Annotated in this window: 14 protein-coding genes; 8 read left to right on the top strand and 6 right to left on the bottom strand. The window is 62.6% G+C overall.

What is annotated here, in order from left to right; all coding sequences use genetic code 11:
- Nucleotides 1–49: 49 nt before the first annotated feature.
- Nucleotides 50–955: a phosphonate ABC transporter substrate-binding protein gene (phnD, locus tag NXT3_RS28590; RefSeq protein WP_097524611.1), complete on the bottom strand. Its 906-nt coding sequence runs from the start codon at nucleotides 953–955 to the stop codon at nucleotides 50–52.
- Between the two features lie 88 nt (nucleotides 956–1,043).
- Entirely contained in the window at nucleotides 1,044–1,886 is an 843-nt protein-coding gene (phnC, locus tag NXT3_RS28585; RefSeq protein WP_097538854.1) for a phosphonate ABC transporter ATP-binding protein, read from the bottom strand.
- A gap of 330 nt (nucleotides 1,887–2,216) precedes the next feature.
- On the opposite strand from phnC, the gene NXT3_RS28580 reads away from it, so the two are divergent.
- Both NXT3_RS28580 and NXT3_RS28575 read left to right on the top strand, forming a co-directional pair.
- The gene (locus NXT3_RS28580) at nucleotides 2,217–3,404 is read left to right on the top strand and encodes an acyl-CoA dehydrogenase (protein WP_097538855.1); all 1,188 of its coding nucleotides are present in this window, start codon (nucleotides 2,217–2,219) and stop codon (nucleotides 3,402–3,404) included.
- An 11-nt stretch (nucleotides 3,405–3,415) separates the two neighbouring features.
- Nucleotides 3,416–4,606, top strand: a complete 1,191-nt coding sequence (locus NXT3_RS28575; RefSeq protein ID WP_104841151.1) for a CaiB/BaiF CoA transferase family protein — start codon at nucleotides 3,416–3,418, stop codon at nucleotides 4,604–4,606.
- Nucleotides 4,607–4,789: 183 nt separating this feature from the next.
- On the opposite strand, the gene htpG is transcribed toward NXT3_RS28575, so the two are convergent.
- From htpG to NXT3_RS28560, 3 genes are all read right to left on the bottom strand, one after another.
- Nucleotides 4,790–6,676, bottom strand: coding sequence for a molecular chaperone HtpG (htpG, locus tag NXT3_RS28570; RefSeq protein WP_097538857.1), 1,887 nt, complete (start codon nucleotides 6,674–6,676; stop codon nucleotides 4,790–4,792).
- A gap of 163 nt (nucleotides 6,677–6,839) precedes the next feature.
- The gene (locus NXT3_RS28565) at nucleotides 6,840–8,315 is read right to left on the bottom strand and encodes an NAD-dependent succinate-semialdehyde dehydrogenase (protein WP_037417203.1); all 1,476 of its coding nucleotides are present in this window, start codon (nucleotides 8,313–8,315) and stop codon (nucleotides 6,840–6,842) included.
- 125 nt (nucleotides 8,316–8,440) lie between these two features.
- The gene (locus NXT3_RS28560; protein ID WP_104841150.1) at nucleotides 8,441–9,709 is read right to left on the bottom strand and encodes a 4-aminobutyrate--2-oxoglutarate transaminase; all 1,269 of its coding nucleotides are present in this window, start codon (nucleotides 9,707–9,709) and stop codon (nucleotides 8,441–8,443) included.
- Between the two features lie 224 nt (nucleotides 9,710–9,933).
- Between NXT3_RS28560 and NXT3_RS28555 the strand changes: the two genes are divergently transcribed.
- The 5 genes from NXT3_RS28555 (at nucleotide 9,934) to NXT3_RS28535 (ending at nucleotide 16,174) form a co-directional block, all read left to right on the top strand.
- Nucleotides 9,934–10,761, top strand: a complete 828-nt coding sequence (locus NXT3_RS28555; RefSeq protein ID WP_037417208.1) for a MerR family transcriptional regulator — start codon at nucleotides 9,934–9,936, stop codon at nucleotides 10,759–10,761.
- A 347-nt stretch (nucleotides 10,762–11,108) separates the two neighbouring features.
- Complete coding sequence (locus NXT3_RS28550; RefSeq protein ID WP_104841422.1) at nucleotides 11,109–12,245, top strand: acyltransferase family protein; 1,137 nt, start codon at nucleotides 11,109–11,111, stop codon at nucleotides 12,243–12,245.
- 14 nt (nucleotides 12,246–12,259) lie between these two features.
- Nucleotides 12,260–13,363 carry a glycosyltransferase family 2 protein gene (locus NXT3_RS28545; RefSeq protein ID WP_199773414.1) on the top strand — a complete coding sequence of 368 codons (1,104 nt, stop codon included), beginning with the start codon at nucleotides 12,260–12,262 and terminating at the stop codon, nucleotides 13,361–13,363.
- A gap of 1 nt (nucleotide 13,364) precedes the next feature.
- Nucleotides 13,365–14,381 (top strand): glycosyltransferase family 2 protein, encoded by a 1,017-nt coding sequence (locus NXT3_RS28540; protein WP_104841148.1) that lies wholly within the window; start codon nucleotides 13,365–13,367, stop codon nucleotides 14,379–14,381.
- Nucleotides 14,381–16,174 carry an ABC transporter ATP-binding protein gene (locus NXT3_RS28535; RefSeq protein WP_104841421.1) on the top strand — a complete coding sequence of 598 codons (1,794 nt, stop codon included), beginning with the start codon at nucleotides 14,381–14,383 and terminating at the stop codon, nucleotides 16,172–16,174. Before NXT3_RS28540 ends, NXT3_RS28535 begins: the two co-directional genes overlap by 1 nt.
- A gap of 67 nt (nucleotides 16,175–16,241) precedes the next feature.
- Here the strand turns inward: NXT3_RS28535 and fba are convergent, their stop codons facing one another.
- Nucleotides 16,242–17,288 (bottom strand): class II fructose-bisphosphate aldolase, encoded by a 1,047-nt coding sequence (gene fba, locus NXT3_RS28530; protein ID WP_037417213.1) that lies wholly within the window; start codon nucleotides 17,286–17,288, stop codon nucleotides 16,242–16,244.
- 752 nt (nucleotides 17,289–18,040) lie between these two features.
- Between fba and NXT3_RS28525 the strand changes: the two genes are divergently transcribed.
- Nucleotides 18,041–19,639 (top strand): peptide ABC transporter substrate-binding protein, encoded by a 1,599-nt coding sequence (locus tag NXT3_RS28525; RefSeq protein WP_050988219.1) that lies wholly within the window; start codon nucleotides 18,041–18,043, stop codon nucleotides 19,637–19,639.
- Nucleotides 19,640–19,674: the final 35 nt, after the last annotated feature.

Here is a 19,674-nt window from a genome sequence, read left to right as displayed (position 1 = left end):
TCAAACGCTGGCCGCGTAACGCGGCCAGCGTAAATCTGGCGGTTCTTGATCAGCCGCCGATCGTTGCCTTGCGAGCGTCGATGATCGGCTTGTAGAAATCGCTGTTGACTTCCGTAAAGCCGGTGAAATCACCGCCCTGGATGGCGGAGAAGCAGGCGGCGTCGGTCTTCGGCAGATCCATCATGAACTGCTTGAACTTCGCCTTCATGTCGTCGTTCATCGTTGTACGCACGACGATCGGGCCGTTCGGAATCAGCGGCGAGCGCCACAGCTCGACGAGGTCGTTCATGTCGAGCACGCCCTTGTCGACCATCTTGCGCAGATTGCCGGAGGTGTAGCCGTCCTTGAACTCGCCGACGCCGGAGCCGAAGGTCGTGCCGGCATCGAAGGTGCCCTTGAGGACTTCGAGGACGAGGTTTTCATGACCGCCGCCGAAGCCGGTCTCTCCGAAATATTCCTTGACCGGTGCGCCGATCGCTTCCGGAAGGGTGACGAGGGGGACGAGGTAGCCGGAGGTGGAGTCCGGATCGGCGAAGCCGAGCTTCTTGCCCTTGAGATCCTCGAGCTTGGTGATGCCGGCGTCCTTGCGGGCGACCATGATCGAGTGGTAGCCGGTGGAGCCATCGGTCTGGACCGTGGTCAAGATCGGCTCGACGGCATCAGCCTTGGCGAGGTAGATCTTGGCGTAGCCGGAAGCGCCGAGTTCGGCATAGTCGAGCGTGCCGCCGAGCAGCCCCTGGATGACGCCGTCATAGTCTGCAGCCGGGAAGAGCGAGACCTTCTCGACGCCGATGGCGGCCGGGAGCTTGTCGACCAGGCACTGGTAGTTGCGCAGGCGGTCGGCTTCGTTCTCGCCGCCCATGATGCCGATGCGGAATTCCTTTAGGTCTTCGGCCTGGGCATGGCCGGCCAGGGCGATGAGCGCAACGGCGCCCAGAAGAGCTTTCTTCAGCATGAGGTTCGTCTCCCGTTTATCCGGCCTCGCCGGATCAGTGGCTGTTTCGATTGGGCGCCCTTGACGCGGGCATTCGATCGCGGCGGCCTTAGAGGCCGGCCAGTGCCAGCGGCTTGTAGCTGGCCGATGCGTTTTCCTCGCGAGCGACAGCCGCGGGAATGTTGATGCTCGTCGAGGTCATCGATTCCTCGATCGCCGTTTCGGCGCCGTAGATCTCGGCGACCGCCGTGGCGGTGAGATCCTTCGGCTGTCCGTCGAAGACGATCCGGCCCTGCGCCATGCCGATGATCCGTTCGCAATAGTTGCGCGCCGTGTCGAGCGTGTGCAGGTTGGTGACGACGGTGATGCCGTCACGCTCGTTGATGTCGCGCAGCGCATCCATGACAATCTTGGCGTTGAGCGGATCGAGCGACGCGATCGGCTCGTCGGCGAGAAGCACCTTCGGCTGCTGCATCAGCGCCCGGGCGATCGCGACGCGCTGCTGCTGGCCGCCGGAAAGCGTACCGGCCGGCTGCAGCGCCGTCTGCTCGATGCCGAGACGCTCGAGTGCGCCGATCGCCATGATCCGTTCCTCCCGGGTGAACAGGTTGAGGATGCTCGAGACCGTCGAACGATGGTTCAGCCGGCCGAGGAGGACATTGGTCAGAACGTCGAGGCGCGGGACCAGGTTGAACTGCTGGAAGATCATCGCGCAGTCGCGCTGCCAATGCCGCAGGGCAGAACCCCTGAGCGAGGATACCTCGATGCCGGCGAATTCGATCGTCCCGGAGGTGGGGTCGACGAGCCGATTGATCATCCGCAGAAGCGTCGACTTGCCCGCCCCGGAGCGGCCGATGACCCCGACCATCTGACCTTGCGGTATGTCGAAGGTGACCGTGTCGACGGCTCGCTTCTTGCCGAACTGGCGGGTCACGTTCCTCAACTGAAACATCGGCGGCAGGTCCTCGTCGGTGGGGCGATCGTTTATTAGTGATCCCTGCCATATCGGCGCTTCGTGAAGGCGCGATGTCAGTTTGTTGTAGCTTCTGTTACAGTTCACAGGCGCGGGCCTGGGCCCTCTCATCAGCGACAACAGAAGCGGATGAAGCAGACGACTGCTTGCAACTGCCCCCAATTCAGGAAACCATGCAGCAGGTGCATGAGTCATTGCCTCAATTGCATTTGAAAGGCTCGACCCCGCTTGCGATAACTCCAGGGAGCGGGATGGGGAAAGGTATGCGGCCTGATTCCCGGTCCTATTTAGATCCGATGGGAGAGAAACATGGCCGGCAAAAGTCAATTTCAGTGGGACGACCCATTCCTCCTCGAGGATCAGCTGAGCGAAGACGAGCGAATGATCCGCGATACGGCGCGCGCCTACGCCCAGGAGCGGCTGCAGCCGCGGGTGATCGAAGCCTATCGTGACGAAAAGACCGATCCGGCGATCTTCCGCGAAATGGGCGAGCTCGGCCTGCTCGGCGTGACCGTGCCCGACACCTATGGCGGCGTCGGCGCCTCCTATGTCGCCTATGGACTCGTCGCCCGCGAGGTCGAGCGGGTCGATTCCGGCTATCGCTCGATGATGAGCGTGCAATCCTCGCTGGTGATCTATCCGATCTTCGCCTACGGCTCCGAGGAGCAGAAGCAAAGATACTTGCCGAAGCTGATAAGCGGCGAGTGGATCGGCTGCTTCGGCCTTACCGAGCCGGATGCCGGTTCCGATCCGGCAGGTATGAAGACCAGGGCGATCAAGACCGGCAGCGGCTATCGGCTGATCGGCTCGAAGATGTGGATATCCAACGCGCCGCTCGCCGATGTCTTCGTCGTCTGGGCGAAGTCGGAGGCGCATGGCAATGCCATTCGCGGCTTCGTGCTGGAGAAGGGCATGAAGGGCGTATCGTCGCCGAAGATCGCCGGCAAGCTTTCGCTCAGGGCGTCGATCACCGGCGAGATCGTTCTCGACAATGTCGAAGTGGGGGAGGAGGCGTTGCTTCCGAATGTCGAAGGTCTCAAGGGTCCTTTCGGCTGCCTCAACCGCGCCCGTTACGGCATTTCCTGGGGAGCGCTGGGCGCGGCCGAATTCTGCTGGCATGCGGCGCGGCAATACGGCCTCGACCGCAAGCAGTTCAACCGACCGCTCGCCCAGACCCAGCTCTTCCAGAAGAAGCTCGCCGACATGCAGACCGAGATCGCGCTCGGGCTGCAGGCGTCGCTGCGCGTCGGGCGGCTGATGGACGAGGGGCGGATGGCGCCGGAGATGATCTCGATCGTCAAGCGCAACAATTGCGGGAAGGCGCTCGACATTGCCCGCATGGCCCGCGACATGCATGGGGGCAACGGCATTTCCGAGGAGTACCAGGTCATGCGCCACATGGTGAACCTCGAGACGGTCAACACCTATGAGGGGACGCACGACGTCCATGCGTTGATCCTCGGCCGCGCCCAGACGGGGCTGCAGGCCTTTTTCTGAGCGGTGTGACGATGGAAGCGCCGCTGAAGGGCATAAAGGTTCTCGAACTCGCCCGCATCCTCGCCGGTCCGTGGATCGGCCAGACGCTCGCCGATCTCGGCGCCGAGGTCATCAAAGTGGAAAGTCCGGCCGGAGACGACACGCGCAGCTGGGGGCCACCCTTCGTCGAAGGCGAGGGGGGCGAGAAGCTCGATGCCGCCTATTTCCATGCTTGCAATCGGGGAAAACGCTCCGTCGTTCTCGACTTCACGACGGAGGAGGGGCAGGAGGCCGTGCGCCGGCTCGCGGCGCAGTCCGACGTCGTTCTCGAAAACTTCAAGGTCGGCGGGCTCGCCAAATACGGGCTCGACTATCAGAGCCTCAGACAAATCAATCCGCGGCTGATCTATTGCTCCGTCACCGGCTTCGGCCAGGACGGGCCCTACGCTCATCGCGCCGGCTACGACTATATCATCCAGGGCATGAGCGGCATCATGGACCTGACCGGCGAACCGGATCGAGAGCCGCAGAAGATCGGCGTGGCCTTTGCCGACATCTTCACCGGCCTCTATGGCGTCATCGCCGTGCAGGCGGCCCTGGCGCAGCGGGAGCGCACCGGAGAAGGCCAACAGATTGACATGGCTCTGCTCGACTGCATGACCGGCGTGCTCGCCAATCAGGCGCTGAACTTCCTCGTCTCCGGCAAGGCGCCGCGGCGGCTTGGCAACGCCCATCCGAATATTGCGCCCTACCAGGTGTTCCCGACCTCGGATGGCCACCTGATCGTCGCGGTCGGCAACGACCGACAGTTTATCAAGTTCTGCGACCTGCTCGGCCGGCCCGACCTTGCCGCCGACGACCGCTACCGCACGAATGCGGGCCGTGTTCAGCACCGTGACAGCCTGACGCCGGAACTCGCCGCGAAAACCCAAGACTTTACCCGGGACGCCCTGCTCGCCAAGCTAGAAGCGGCCGGCGTGCCGGGCGGGCCGATCAACACGGTTGCCGACGTCTTTGCCGATCCTCAGATCGTCCATCGGCAGATGCGGGTCGAGACGCCGCATACGGGTGCGGCGACCGGCACGTCGCCGGGTGTCAGAGCACCGGTCCGGTTTTCCGGCGCAGCGCTGGCCCTGGAGCGCGGCGTGCCGCGTCTAGGCGAGCATACGGCTGAAGTGCTGGCGGGAATTGGAATGGGCGCGCGCGGCCCGGAGAAGGGATGAGGTCGTACAGACTTGCCCTGATTTTGCACGCGCGTGTCTTGATTTGCCCCTCTCCTCGGGTTTAACCGGGGTACTAGCCCTCTCCCCGTCTTGCGGGGAGAGGGAGCTTGAGAGGCGCCGCGAGTCTCCTTCGCCCCGCGTGCGGGGAGAAGGTGGCCGGCAGGCCGGATGAGGGGCAGGATTTTAGCCCTTCAACGCCCTATCAAAAACGCGCGACAGCCGCTCCGCAAAGGCGCGCGGATCCTCCGGCTTGTCGCCGTCCAAAACCCGCGCCTGATCGAGAAGCAGTTTCACTGCGTCCTCTCGGAACGAGCCTTCTTCCGCCGGGCAGTCAGCTAGGGCGGCGATCAGGTGATGCCCGGGATTGATTTCGAGCACAGGCTTTGCCGCTCCTTCGATACGCCCCGCACCTTGCAGCATCTTCTGCAGCTGACGGTCCGGACCGTGTTCCGGCGCCACGAGGCAGACGGCGCTTTCCGTCAGGCGGTCGGAAGCTCTCACATCCGAAACCGCTTCGCCGAGCGTCGCCTTGGCAAAGTTCACGAACTCGGTGACGGCGGGATTCGCCTCGGACGAGGCGGCTTCTGAGTTCTGCCTCGCGATTCCGGCGAGGTCCGCGGCGCCCTGGGTGATCGACTTGAACGGCTTTCCCTCGAAATCAGGCGCCGTCGTCACCCAGAAGCTGTCAACCGGATCCGTCAAGAGCAGCACGTCGATACCGCGGGCGCGAAATCCCTCGAGCTGCGGAGACGCCTTAAGCTGGGCGAGGTTGTCGCCGGTGAGGTAGTAGATCGCCGACTGGCCTTCCTTCATATCCTTGACGTAGTCGCTCAAGGCGCGCGGCTTTTCATCGCCGGCAGTCGTACGGAATCGGGAAAGAGCCAGCAGCTGGCTCCGCCGCTCGAAATCCTCGTAGATGCCTTCCTTGATGACGCTGCCGAAGTTCTCCCAAAGCGTGGTGAAGGTCTCCGGCTCGCCCTCCGCGAGCTTTTCAATGCTCGTCAGCACGCGATTCGTCAGGCCCTTGCGGATGCTCGCAAGCAGCGGGCTTTCCTGGATCATCTCGCGCGACACGTTGAGCGGCAGATCGGCGGTGTCGACGAGGCCGCGCACGAAGCGCAGGTAGCGCGGCAGCAACTCCGCCTCGTCGGTGATGAAGACACGCTTCACATAGAGCTTCATGCGGCCCTTGCGGTCCGGGTCGAACAGGTCGAAAGGCTTCGAGCCGGGAACGAAGGCGAGCGCCGTATATTCGTGGCGCCCCTCTGCGCGGAAGTGGACGGTCACCGCCGGCTCGTCGTACTGCCCGGCAACGCCGCGGTAGAAGTCCGTGTAGTCTTCCTTGCTGATGTCGCTCTTCTGCTTGGTCCACAGCGCCGTACCGTCGGCAACCTGTGCAGGCTCGGCGCCTGGCTTCTCGACGATCGAGATCGGTACCGGCACGTGCCCGGACTGATCCTTGACGATCCGCTCCACGGTCCAGCGCGAGGTGTAGGTTCTTGCGTCCTCCATAAGATGCAGCGTGATGCGGGTGCCGCGCGCCGGCGCATCGGCGAGCTCGACGGCGGAGACCGTGTAGCTGCCCTTGCCGTCCGACGCCCAATGCCAGGCCTTGTCGGCGCCGGCGCGGCGGGAAACGACGTCAACATTGTCGGCCACCATGAAGGCCGAATAGAAGCCGACGCCGAACTGGCCGATCAGCTGCGCGCCGTCCCTGCCCTGTGCCGCCTCGATCCGCTCCATGAAGGCGCGGGTGCCGGAGCGGGCGATCGTGCCGAGCGATTCGACCAGCTCGTCGCGGCTCATGCCGATGCCGTTGTCCTCGACGACCAGGCGGCCGTTCTCCTCGTCCAGCGTTAGCGTGATGCGCGGAGCGGGATCGCTGCCAAGCAGTTCCGGCGCGACGATCGCCTCGTAGCGCAGCTTCTCGCAGGCGTCCGCGGCATTCGAAATCAGTTCGCGGAGAAAGACGTTCTTGTCGGAATAGACCGAGTGCACCATCAGATGCAGCAGTTTCGCCACATCGGCTTCGAAGACATGTTTCTCGACGGACATTTCGACGTCACTCATCGTGCTGCGGGCCTCCTGGGATTAGCTGACTTCGACGGGCCGAAGCGAGCCGACGGATATTCATCCTGCTTCGGTTTTCGCCCCAATTGGCAAGGCGCAGCGTGAATTTCAAGAGCCGGAAGGTTCCGGCAATGCGATGAACCGAGAGGTGCAGCTCGAAAGGTCAGATATTGCCCATACAGAGATATTTCATCTCGAGATAGTCTTCGAGGCCGTGGCGCGAACCCTCGCGGCCGATCCCGGACTGCTTTATTCCGCCGAAGGGGGCTGCCTCGGAGGACATGCGACCGGTATTGATGCCGACCATGCCGTATTCCAGCGCCTCGGCCACATGCCAGACCCGCTTGAGATTCTCCGCATAGAAATAGGCGGCGAGACCGTAGATCGTGTCGTTCGCCTCGGCCACCACCTGCTCGGCGGTCTCGAAGCGGATGATCGGGGCGATCGGCCCGAATGTCTCCTCCTGGGCGACGCGCATGTCGTGCGAGATGCCGGTGAGAACCGTGGGCGCGAAGAAGGTCCCGTTCGTGCCGATTCGCTCCCCGCCGCAGCGCAGTTCGGCACCCTTGGCGAGGGCGTCGGCGACATGCGCCTCGATCTTCTCGATCGCATGGCCATCGATCATCGGACCGATGGTGATGCCGGGCGAAAAGCCGTCGCCAACGCTGAGCTCGCGTACCCGTGCGACAAATTTCGCGGCGAAGGCGTCGTGCACCGCCGATTGCACATAGATGCGGTTTGCCGAAACGCAGGTCTGCCCGGCATTGCGGAACTTCGCCTGAACCGCGCCGTCAACCGCCTCATCTATGTCGGCGTCGTCAAAGACGATGAAAGGGGCGTTGCCGCCGAGTTCGAGGCTGACCTTCTTGATCTGGTCGGAGCATTGCCGCATCAGCAGGCGGCCGACTTCGGTCGAACCGGTGAAGCTGATCTTGCGGACCTTGGGATTGCTGCAGAGTTCGCGCCCGATCGGCGCCCCCTCCGAAGCGTAGAGCAAATTGAGCACGCCTTCTGGAAAGCCGGCCTTCTCGGCGAGCACGAACATCGCACCGGCGACGAGTGGCGTCTGTTCCGCAGGCTTCAGGACGACGGCGCAGCCGGCGGCAAGCGCCGGTGAAATCTTGCGGGCGACCATCGATGCCGGGAAATTCCAGGGCGTGATTGTGCCAACGACGCCGACCGGCTGCTTGATGACGAGCATGCGACGGTCGTTGGCAGGGGCAGGAAAGGTTTCGCCATAGACGCGTTTCGCCTCCTCCGCATACCACTCGACATAGGAAGCGGCGTGCAGCACTTCGCCCTTCGCCTCGCCGAGCGGCTTGCCCATCTCGGCCGTGAGAATGGCAGCGAGATCGTCGACATGCTCGACGATCAGGTCGTGCCAGCGGCGCAGGATCGCGCTTCGGTCCTTGGCAGGCTTTCCCGCCCAGAGCGGCTGGGCGCAGGCGGCCGCATCGATTGCGGCATGGGCGTCCTCGATCTCCATGTCGGGCAGCGTCGCCAGCAATTCGCCGGTCGAAGGATTGAAGACATCGAAGGTCGGGCCGTTCCACTCGGAGGCGGCCCGGGTCACCCGATCGAGCGTTGCGAATTGGTCCGCTGCGCGAAGGTGCTTGGTGAGTGCGGGTGTCAGGGCCATGGCGCGTCCTCCGGCGAGGCGGGCCACGGCTCAGCAAGCCTCGCTCTTTGTTTTGTTGCGGGGCACGCGTCCGCGCGCCCCAAGCCGGTGTCGGACGAGCGCGATAGCGGTCGGCCGGCGTGCCGTCAACCGCGCGCTTCGACGATCGATGCTTCGAGGATATCGAGCGCTTCGGCGAAGACTTCTTCCTGGATGGTGATCGGCGCCAGGAAGCGGATGACATTGCCGTGGACGCCGCAGGTGAGCAGGATCAATCCCTTTTCGAGGGCGACGAGGCGGGCCTTGTTGGCGAACTCCGCGCTCGGCAGGTTCGTTTTCGCGTCATTGAATTCGACGGCGTTCATGAAGCCGGGGCCGCGGATGTCGGCGATCTCCGGCGCCTTTTCGCGGATCTCGGCAAGGCGCTGCTTGAGCCGGTTGCCGAGCTGGTTTGCCCGCTCGCAAAGCTGCTCTTCCTCGATGACGTCGAGCACGGCGTGGGCGGCTGCGATGCCGATCGGATTGCCGCCATAGGTGCCGCCAAGGCCCCCCGGGCCCGGCGCGTCCATGATCTCGGCGCGGCCCGTCACCGCCGCGAGCGGAAAGCCGCCGGCGAGGCTCTTCGCCATCGTCGTCAGATCCGGAGCAACGTCATGATGCTGCATAGCGAAGAGCTTGCCGGTGCGGGCAAAGCCGGTCTGGACTTCGTCGGCGATCAACAGGATGCCGTGCTGATCGCAAATCTCGCGGAGTGCCTTCAGGAACGCGGTCGGGGCCGGATAGAAGCCGCCTTCGCCCTGAACCGGTTCGAGGATGATAGCCGCGACGCGGCCCGGATCGACGTCGGCGGCAAAGAGCTTCTTCAGCGCTGCGATCGACTGCTCGACGCTGACGCCGTGCAACTCGATCGGGAAGGGGGCATGGAACACGTCGGCTGGCATCGCGCCGAAGCCGACCTTGTAGGGCACGACCTTGCCGGTCAGCGCCATGCCCATGAAGGTGCGGCCATGGAAGCCGCCGCCGAAGGCGATGATGGCCTGGCGTCCGGTTGCGGCGCGGGCGATCTTCACCGCGTTTTCGACCGCCTCGGCGCCGGTGGTGACGAAGATCGTCTTTTTGGCGAACGTGCCGGGGGTGAGCGCATTCAGCCGCTCTGCCAAGTGAACGTAGTTCTCATAGGGAACGACCTGATGGCAGGTGTGGGTGAAGCGATCGAGCTGCGCCTTGACGGCAGCGATCACCTTCGGATGGCGGTGTCCGGTATTGACCACGGCGATGCCGGAAGCGAAATCGATAAAGCGATTGCCTTCCTTGTCCCAGATCTCGGCATTTTCGGCGCGCTCGGCATAGATCTGCGTTGTCATCCCCACGCCGCGGGAAATGGCGGCGTTCTTGCGTTCGGTCAGGCTGGTCATCGTCACTGTCCTGTCTGGATTCAGAGATATATTGCATTTTTTCTGCAATTTTCCTCCGGAAGTGGTACATCTTTTGACATGGAAAGCAAATCAAATTTGGTGATGGAGCGAGCACGCCGAGTGATGGCCGCTTCTTGTAAGTCCGCGGGGCGCGCCGCTAGATTGCCGAAAACTGTGCACGAAGGGGAATCGCGCCGTCTTCGGCGTCGGAAGGACGGATCTTGATGAGTGGGCCGGACAATATTCGCTACAAGGTGGCCGAAGCGGCAAGGCTCGCCGGCGTCTCGGCTTCGACGCTGCGTCTTTGGGAAACCCAAGGGCTCGTGGTGCCCGGCCGTTCGGCGACCGGCCATCGGCAATATACCGAGGCCGACCTGGCGCGGTTGAAGCGCATTTCCTGGTTTCGCGCCGAGCGCGGCCTCAACCCGGCGGCAATTCGCGAGGCGCTGGAGGCCGAAGGCGCGGCGAACGACCACGCCAGGCCCGGGCCGTCGGCGGAAGCCAATGCCGACCTCCAGGTCGGGCGCAAATTGAGAAGCCTCAGGCATGCGGCGGGCAAGACACTGGAACAGGTGGCCGGCGATGTCGGCATCGCGCCATCGGTACTCTCGACGCTCGAACGAACCTCCCAGGGCGTCTCGATTGCCGTCTTGCACAATCTCGCCGAACATTTTGGCACCACGGTCTCGAGCCTCTCGGGTGAAGAGGAGCCGCAGGCACGCGCGCTTGTCCGCGCCGGCGAATGGCGCAATTGGCCGCGTACGACTCCAGGCGTGACGGTGCAACTGCTTGCCGAGGGTAAGAACCAGATGGACTGCCACCGCTTCATACTGGCGCCCGGCGCCTCGAGCGAGGGAGCCTATCGGCACGAAGGCGAGGAGTTCGTCTATGTGCTTTCCGGTCGCGTCGAGTTCGTGCTGGATTCGGATCAGTTCTACGACCTGCATCCGGGCGACTCCCTCTATTTCGAGAGCCGCCGCCGCCATGCCTGGTCGAATCGCCACGACGGCGAGACCGTGCTGCTGTGGATCAATACGCCGCCGACTTTTTAGGCGGCTTGGCAAAGAGTTACGGCGGCGACTTCAGGTAAGTAGGCGTACCGCTGCTGCATCTTATTTGGCGTAGTGCCAAGATTCTTGCAACCAACTCAGATCTCGTCTCTCGTTGCAGGCGAAACACACTTCTGCGCGTTCCGATGCCTCCACCGGAATGCTTGCGCGACGCGTGCCAAAGTTTGGCCCTATTCGACTATACAGTCGCCGACCACCGCCTTAACTATTTTTCATATACCTGAACTCACCGCTCTTCCGAAGAGCATCTGGCGAAGCTGCGGCAAAAATCATACCGGCAAGGGATGCCGCCAAGGAGAATCCCGCAAGGTTTTACTCTGGGGATGTTCATGCAGATTGCGCGCGACCGGCAGCTGGACGGCCTAAGAGCCATCGCCGTTTCATTGGTTCTCTACGCGCACTTCTTCGCCGACGGATCCCATCTGGGACATATCGGGGTACGATTGTTCTTCGTTATGAGCGGTTTCCTGATCACCCGGTTGCTGCTCGAAGCGCGCGCTGATGCTCGCTTCGAAACTGCTGCGGCCCTCAAATCCTTCTACGTGCGCCGGGCGCTGCGCATCTTTCCTCCTTACTTCGCGGTGCTAGGCTTCGTTTGGCTGATCGGTTTGGAAGGGTCCAAGCAAGTGCTTGCCTGGCACGCGCTCTATCTTTCGAACTTCTGGTATGCGCTGCAGAACGAGTGGAACCCTTGGGTGCTCTGTCATACCTGGAGCCTGAGCATCGAGGAGCAATTCTACATTGTCTGGCCGCTGGCCGTGCTTATGGCGCCCAGGCGCTCGGTCGCCGCTATCTGTCTCGGCGTAATCGCCCTCTCGCTCGCCTACCGCTTCTATTGGCCCTTGACCGGGACGCCGTCGCTCGCGCGCGACTTGTTGCCGCCGGCCTCGATGGACGCGCTGGCGGTCGGCGCGCTTCTGGCCACCAGACGATCAAGCAGAGAAGCTTGGCCTCGATGGGTTGAGCGAAGCTGGGTGCCGCTTATGGCCATTTCCCTGATCCTCCTATGGTTTCGCCCGACGTCGAAGCCGCCGCTCCTGGAGTGGCTGGCCTGGATGGGGCTCGAGATCCTTCCGCTCCTGCCGCTGGCGCTGCTCGTCGGCAATTGCCCGCGCGGGATCGGAGGCACTCTTGGCCGCCTTCTCGGATGGGGGCCGATGGTCGCCCTCGGCCGCATCAGCTACGGCATCTATCTTTACCATGCGATCGTGCTTGCCCTTGTCGTCAAGGCGCAACCCATCATTCCCGTCAATGTTTCGGAGCAGGGGCCGGGGCGGCTCCTGGTCGCCGGCGCCGGTACGCTGATCCTTGCTTCGATTTCCTGGATCGCCTTCGAGCAGCCGCTCAACGCGCTAAAACGCCACTTCCCCTATGTTCGCCGCGGAAGCGGGAATTCGGAAGGCGCCGCGTATCGGCGCGCGCCGGGTGAGCGCACTGGAGCCTTCCAGGGCTCGGAGGTCCAATAAACATGAGCCGAACCATGCCCAGCCCATTGGTGTCCGTCCTGCTGCCCGTCTACAATGGCGAACCCTACCTCGCTGCAGCGCTCGAGAGCATTCTGTACCAGGACTACAAACACCTTGAGGTCGTCGCGATCGACGATGGATCGACGGATCGTTCGCTCGAAATCCTGGAGACATATCGCAAGGAGGATGGCCGCCTTTCCATTCTTTCGCGGGAGAACCGCGGCCTGATCGCGACCTTGAACGAGGGACTGGCGCTCGCAAACGGCGAGCTCGTGGCGCGGATGGATGCCGATGACGTTGCCTATCCGTCGCGCATCTCCCGACAGGTCGCGCTCTTTGCCGAAGAGCCTCGGCTTGCCTTGTGCGGCTCAGGCGTCGATACGCTTATCGGCACACGCATCATCCGCGGGAAGCCTAGCCCGATATACCGGCGGGAAAGCATGCGCATCCTGTCGATGTTCTTCACCCTCTTCCTCCACTCGACCGTCGTCTACAATCGGAAAGCAATCCCCGAAAGTTTGCTCGTCTATGATCCGGACTATCCGCATGCGGAAGACTTCGATCTGTTCCGTCGGATCGCCGACTGTTGTCCGGCCGCGATGATCGACGAGCCGCTGGTTGCCTACCGCATCCATGGCAACAGCGTGACGAGCAAGCACCAGCGGCGCATGCGTCAGACGCACTTGAAGATCGTCGCTGAAAACCTTGAACGGGATGGTCTTTTCGATGATGCCAGCCCGCTTCGCGAGATCGGAGCCGCGGTGACGAGGCAGACGATCGCGGCCGTTTCCGAATTCATGCTCTTGCTGGAACGCAGGATTTCCACCTGCCCGGCCGAGACACGCAAGGCCTACGAAGACGGCATCCTGTGCTTCTTCTACTTCCTCTATCAGATGATCGTCGATGAAGAACGGCCGGAACTGACGCACGATTTCCTGACACGGACGGGGAAATGGCAGCTCATTCGGCGCCGGGAGCGGTACGGCCTGCTCGCCGGCGCGCGTGCACCCTGGTGCAGCCGACTCTCCATGGCCGCGACCAGGAAAGTGGATTGGCTGGCGCGTTATATGCAATCCGTTCCAGCGGCGACGATCCTTCCTCAACATGGCGCGGTGTGAAATGGCGCTTGAACGTACGCTGGAACCGAGGACGAACCTTTGCGCTGCTGGGGCGCGGACGAGGCCTTACGCGAGCTTCATCGTCTGTACGCGGAACCGCGTACGGGCGCTTAAGGCCTGTATCCGTTCGATAGAGGCGGCTCGCAGCGCTTACCCCGCCGTCACTAGCGAACTCGTGGTGGTCGACAACGGATCGACGGACGACACACCGCTCGAGCTGCGCCGCATCGCCGCGTCTTCAAATATGACGATCACGCTCGTCACCGAGCCGCGCCTGGGCCTTGCGGCCGCGCGCAATGCGGGATTGGAGCGGGCCGGCGGACGGATTCTGGTGTTCGTAGATGATGACTGCGAAATTGATCGAGCCTATTTGCGTGACCTGGAACGGCATTACGCAAGCGGCGACCGGCGCGTTGTTCGCGGCGGCCGCGTCGAGCTCGGCAACGCCTGCGACCAGCCTTTCACAATCAAGCGGTCGAAGATCGCTGCCCGCCTGACCCGCGATGTCCATCCCGGCGGCTTCGTCCTCGGCTGCAACATGACCATGCACCGCGAGGTCGCTGCTCTTATCGGCCACTTCGACGAACGCTTCGGCGCGGGCACGCCGCTCCATTCCGCCGAGGATACCGACTATCTCGTGCGTGCCTTTCAACTCGGCATCCCCGTCGAATACGTCCCGGACATGACGGTTTTTCATCACCACGGACGAACGTCCCGCGCTGCGATCGAAAAGCTCCACCGAAGCTACAGCCTGGGCAACGGAGCGCTTTGCCTGAAACATCTCTTCAAAGCGCCGTGGCTTCTCCGGCATTTCTGTTGGACGGTCAGATCGGCATGTGGCCAGGTCTTTGGCGGTCCCCGTTTCGATCCTGAACTCCAACTGTCCCATTGGCCGATCGTGTCCATGAACCTGTTGGGCGCCGCGAAATTCGCCTATCTCGTTGTGGCAAGCCGGGCCGCGCCGACCGAGCTGCAGCCGGTCGAGGAGAGGACAGCTGAGCTGGAGCGGAGCCGATGATTGTGCGCTTCCTCATGCCCGGCCTGCAGTTTCTGCGTGACGCGCTCGGGCGCCAATTGCACCTGCTTCCATTAGTCGTGGTGCTCGGACTCGCAAGCGCGGCGCTCGAAGGAGCCGGCATCGGTCTCATCATCCCGATGCTCGGGATTATCGCCGGCAGCGACGATTCCCCCGCTCTGAGCGGTATCTCGGCGATCTTCCAGCAGGTGGGATCGGAGCTGGACAAAGGCGACAGGCTGCTGGCACTCGCGGCTGCGATCCTTGCGCTGATCGTCCTTAAGAACCTCCTCGCCTTCGCGAACACCGTACTCACCAATTTTATCTACGGAAAGGCGAGCCATTCGATCCGCAGCGCATTGGCCAATCAGCTCTTGCGTATAGGCTACCCGTTCTTCCTGCAACAGAACCCCGGCCGGCTGCTCAACATCATCTCGAATGAATCCTGGCGGGCCTCGGACGCGATCCAGACCGTGCTCGCGGCCGTGGTGAACGCGTCCGCCGCGGTGATCCTGTTGGCCTTCCTGCTGCTTCTTTCCTGGCAGATGACGCTTTTCGTCGCGCTTGGTCTGGTCCTTGTCCAGGTAGCGCATGCGGCACTATCGGCGACCCTGAGGGGCCCTAGCCGCAATGTGACCTCCTTCAACAGCGAGCTTGCGGCGCGGATGCTGCATCTCGTTCATGCGGGACGGTTGATCCGCGTTTTCGGGCAGGAAGGTCGCGAGAAGGTGGCGTTCGACACGGCCTCCGATTCCGTGCGCCATGCGGGTTTGGTCTTGCAAACGCGACAGGGCATCCTGCCGCCGCTGACGGAAGTACTGCATTCCGCGCTTTTCCTGGGGGCGGTCGTGAGCGCCTGGTCCGTCGGCGTGAGCTTCCCGGTAATCGTTGCCTTCGTCGTGCTGCTCTACCGGCTGCAACCGCATGTGCGAGCCTTGCAAATGTCCTGGAGCCAAATCCAGGGCTGGAGCGGATCGCTCGAAGAAGTGCGCTGGCTCTTGGATTCGTCTGACAAGCCGAAGCCCCCGGCCGGCAGCGAACCGGTCGAGGGCCTGCACCGGGACATCGCATTCGATCGGGTGACCTTTAGATATCCAGGCTTGGAAGCCCGCCCCGTCGTGTTGCGCGCCGCCACCTTTACGATCCGCATGGGCCGTTCGACGGCTCTCATAGGTCGATCGGGCGCCGGCAAGACGACGATCGTCAACCTCCTGTGCCGCTTCGTCGACCCGGACGAAGGCCGGATCCTCGTCGACGGCGTGCCGCTCGATCAGATCGATCCGGCGCAATGGCGGCGCCAGATCGCCGTCGCTAGCCAGGATCTGGAACTCGTCGATGGCAGTATTCATGAAAACATCACCTACGGTCAGGAGGCGACGGCCGCGGAAGTCGAGCGAGCGGCCAAACTGGCCGAAGCGCACAGCTTCATCGAAATGCTGCCGCAAGGCTACGAGACTGTGGTCGGCTATCGGGGAGCGAGTCTTTCGGCCGGGCAACGCCAACGCATCGCGCTTGCAAGGGCGCTGGTGCGCGATCCAGCGATCCTGATTCTCGATGAGGCGACGAACGCCGTGGATGGACTGTCGGAGGCGGCAATCGTCGAGACGCTTAAGCTGCGCGCCGGCCGGCGCACGACCATCGTCATCAGCCATCACAGAAGCACGATTTCCTTTTGCGACGACGTCGTGGTTCTCGGAAGCGGCCGCGTGAAAAGTCAGACGCCGCTCGCCGACGTCGCCTCGCTCAGCATGGATCAGCTCTACGAGCATGAGGCGCCGCTGGAGCGGCTGGACTAAAATAAAGCCGCGCGCCGTGAGTCCGGGTGCGCGGCTTCCGCCTTCCTGTCTGGCAATGAATGCGCCGTCAGGCTGCCTTGGCGTAGCGCTTGGCCATTTCCGGGAGCCGCAGCACCCGGATCTTCGATGCTTGGCCGGCCGCGCGGAAGGCCTCGAAGCGCTCCTTGCAGACTTCGGTCATATGCGCGATGGCCGGCTTCAGGTAGTTGCGCGGATCGAAATTGTCCGGATGTTCGATATGGTGCTTGCGGATCTCGCCGGTGAAGGCGAGCCGGAGGTCCGTGTCGATATTGACCTTGCGGACGCCGAGCGGGATGGCCTTCTGGATCTCGGATACCGGCACGCCCCAGGTCTTCTTCATCTTGCCGCCATAGGCGTTGAACAATTCCTGCAGGTCGGCGGGCACCGAGGATGATCCGTGCATGACGAGGTGGGTGTTCGGAAGCCGCTTGTTGATCTTGGCGATCGTCTCGATCGAAAGGATTTCGCCATCCGGCTCGCGCGTGAACTTGTAGGCGCCGTGGCTGGTGCCGATCGCCACCGCCAGAGCATCGACGCCGGTCTTGGAGACGAAGTCGAGGGCCTGGTCGGGGTCGGTCAGCAATTCTTCACGCGAAAGCTTGCCTTCGAATCCGTGTCCGTCTTCCTTGTCGCCGGCGCCGGTTTCGAGGTTGCCGAGGCAGCCGAGTTCGCCTTCGACCGAAACGCCCGCCGCATGAGCGATCTTCACCACTTCGGCCGTGACTGCCACATTGTAATCGTAGCTGGCGACGGTCTTGCCGTCCTTTTCCAGCGAGCCGTCCATCATCACCGATGTGAAGCCGTTGGTGATCGCCGAAATGCAGGTCGAAGGCTGGTCGCCGTGGTCGAGATGCAGACAGACCGGGATATGCGGATATTCTTCCGCCGCACCGAGGATCAGGTGACGCAGGAAGGCGTCGCCCGCATAGGCACGCGCGCCGCGGCTTGCCTGAAGGATCACCGGGGAGTCGGTCGCATCGGCGGCGCGCATGACCGCCTGGATATATTCGAGATTGTTCACATTGAAGGCCGGCAGCGCGTAGTCGTTCTCCGCCGCATGGTCGAGCAGTTGCCGCAATGTGATCAATGCCATTCGAAATCTCCCTGATGCTGGTGCGCCTCACTCCAGGCGCCGTGAATGAAGCGGCCCACGCGCCGCCACGGTGCGGGCTCGTTCGCCGGCGACGCGGCAGCGTGCGCGCGCGCTCCGATGCCTCCGAACCGGCTTAGCGGCCCAAGTCAGAGGCACAATAGTTGATGAGGACCTTTTGGCAACCGGAACGATGGGCGGGGCGGACAGTTGATTGACGTGCGTCAGAGGAATTTGCTGTGGATGAAAAGCCCTCATGCGAAAAATCGGGGCATTCGCTTTCTGGTTGGTGGTGGCGTCCGCGGAGAAATCCGGTGGGAACGGCGCTTTCGTCGTGCCTGTTCTCTCCTTGTCTCGATCCGTCGCCTGGTTGCGGGGTCTTCGGCCGGCAGCACGCAATGCGCGCGTCCCGCAAAAAGATTGCGAAAGGCGTTCAGAATTTGTACGCATATTACGTAAAGTGCCATATCTATTCATGAAGTTTGCACGGAGTCTTATTTCGCCCTGTCAACAGAGCGCGGGCTCGTTCTCTCTTTCTGATCTAAATCGTTGCAGTTGCGGGTTTCCGGCGCATAATTCGTTGGCTGGACAGGTCTAACAGGCGATGGAATCCCCCGCAAGGGCGCGATGCAACTAAAGCGATTATCAGAGTTTCGTTTTATAAAGGAGGGTGCAAAATCGCCTTGCCTTTGGTGAGGATTTGCACTTCTCTCCTGCGATCAACCACACTCAAAACGAGGGGAAGGAGAAGAAAAATGGCTTCAATGAAACTCAACCTCAGCGCTGCCGCGCTCATCGGCTCGCTGCTTATCGGTGCAAGCCCGGCGCTCGCTGAAGCTGTGTTGCATCGCGGTAATGCCGGCGAGCCGCAGACGCTCGACCAGGCGCACACCTCCATCAACATCGAGGAATTCATCCTCAAGGATCTCTATGAAGGCCTGACGATCTACGATGCCGCCGGCAAGATCGTGCCGGGTGCTGCGGAAAGCTGGGAGCTTTCCGATGACGGCGTCGTCTATACGTTCAAGCTGCGCGCCGATGCCAAGTGGTCCGACGGCTCGCCGGTGACTGCCGAGGACTTCGCCTTCTCGTTCCGCCGCGTCGAGGATCCGAAGACGGCCGCCGAGTACGCCAACATTCTCTTCCCGATCAAGAACGCGGAAAAGGTCAATAAGGGCGAGGTGCCGGTCGACCAGCTCGGCGTGAAGGCCGTCGACGAAAAGACGCTCGAAATCACGCTTGAGCGGCCGACGCCCTTCTTCCTGGAACTGCTGGCGCACCAGACGGCGCTGCCGGTCAGCAAGGCGAGCGTCGAGAAGAACGGTGCCGACTTCGTCAAGCCGGGCGTGATGGTCTCGAACGGCGCCTTCCGCTTGACGGCGCACGTGCCGAACGACAGCCTGACCGTCGAGAAGAATGCGAGCTATTGGGATGCCGCCAACGTCAAGCTCGACAAGGTGATCTTCTACCCGATCGACGATCAGGCGGCCTCGGTGCGTCGCTTCGAGGCGAAGGAAATGGACCTCGCCTACAACTTCTCGGCCGATCAGATCGAGCGGCTGCGCAAGTCCTATGGCGACCAGGTGCATGTCTCGCCGACGCTTGCGACCTATTACTACGCCTTCGACACGCGGCAGGAGCCCTATAACGACGTCCGCGTCCGCCGGGCGCTGTCGATGGCGGTCGACCGCGACTTCCTCGCCAAGGAGATCTACAGCGGCTCGCAAATTCCTTCCTACTCGATGGTACCGCCGGGCATCGAAGGATACGGCGAACCGGCCAAGGCAGACTTTGCGGAAATGTCGCAGCTCGACCGCGAGGACAAGGCGATCGAGCTGATGAAGGAGGCCGGCTACGGCGAGGGCGGCAAGCCGCTGAACATCGAGATCCGCTACAACACTAACCCGAACCACGAACGCGTGGCGACGGCGGTCGCCGACATGTGGAAGAACACTTTCGGCGCCAAGGTCTCGCTGGTGAATCTCGACGTCTCGTCGCACTACGCCTACCTGCAGGAAGGCGGCAAGTTCAACGTCGCCCGCGCCGGCTGGGTCGCCGACTATGCGGACGCCGAGAACTTCCTGGCGCTGAGCCTCAGCACCAACAAGACCTTCAACTATGGCCACTTCGAAAACGCCGAGTTCGACGCGTTGATGAAGAAGTCCTATGAAGAACAGGATCCGGCGGCGCGCTCGAAGATTCTCCACGAAGCCGAGACCCTGCTGATGAAGGAGCAGCCGATTGCGCCGTTCCTCACCCAGGCGGACCTGTGGCTCGTGTCGAGCCGCGTCAAGGGCTGGCAGGACAATGCGCCGAATGCGCATTTGAGCAAGTTCCTCTCGATCGCCGAGTAACGAAATGAGGCGACGCGCGGGAGCCCGCGCGTCGC

This window comes from Sinorhizobium fredii (assembly GCF_002944405.1).
Classification (GTDB): domain Bacteria; phylum Pseudomonadota; class Alphaproteobacteria; order Rhizobiales; family Rhizobiaceae; genus Sinorhizobium; species Sinorhizobium fredii_C.
Note: the sequence above shows the minus strand (reverse complement) of the source record. Positions and strands in the feature narration are given on the sequence as shown.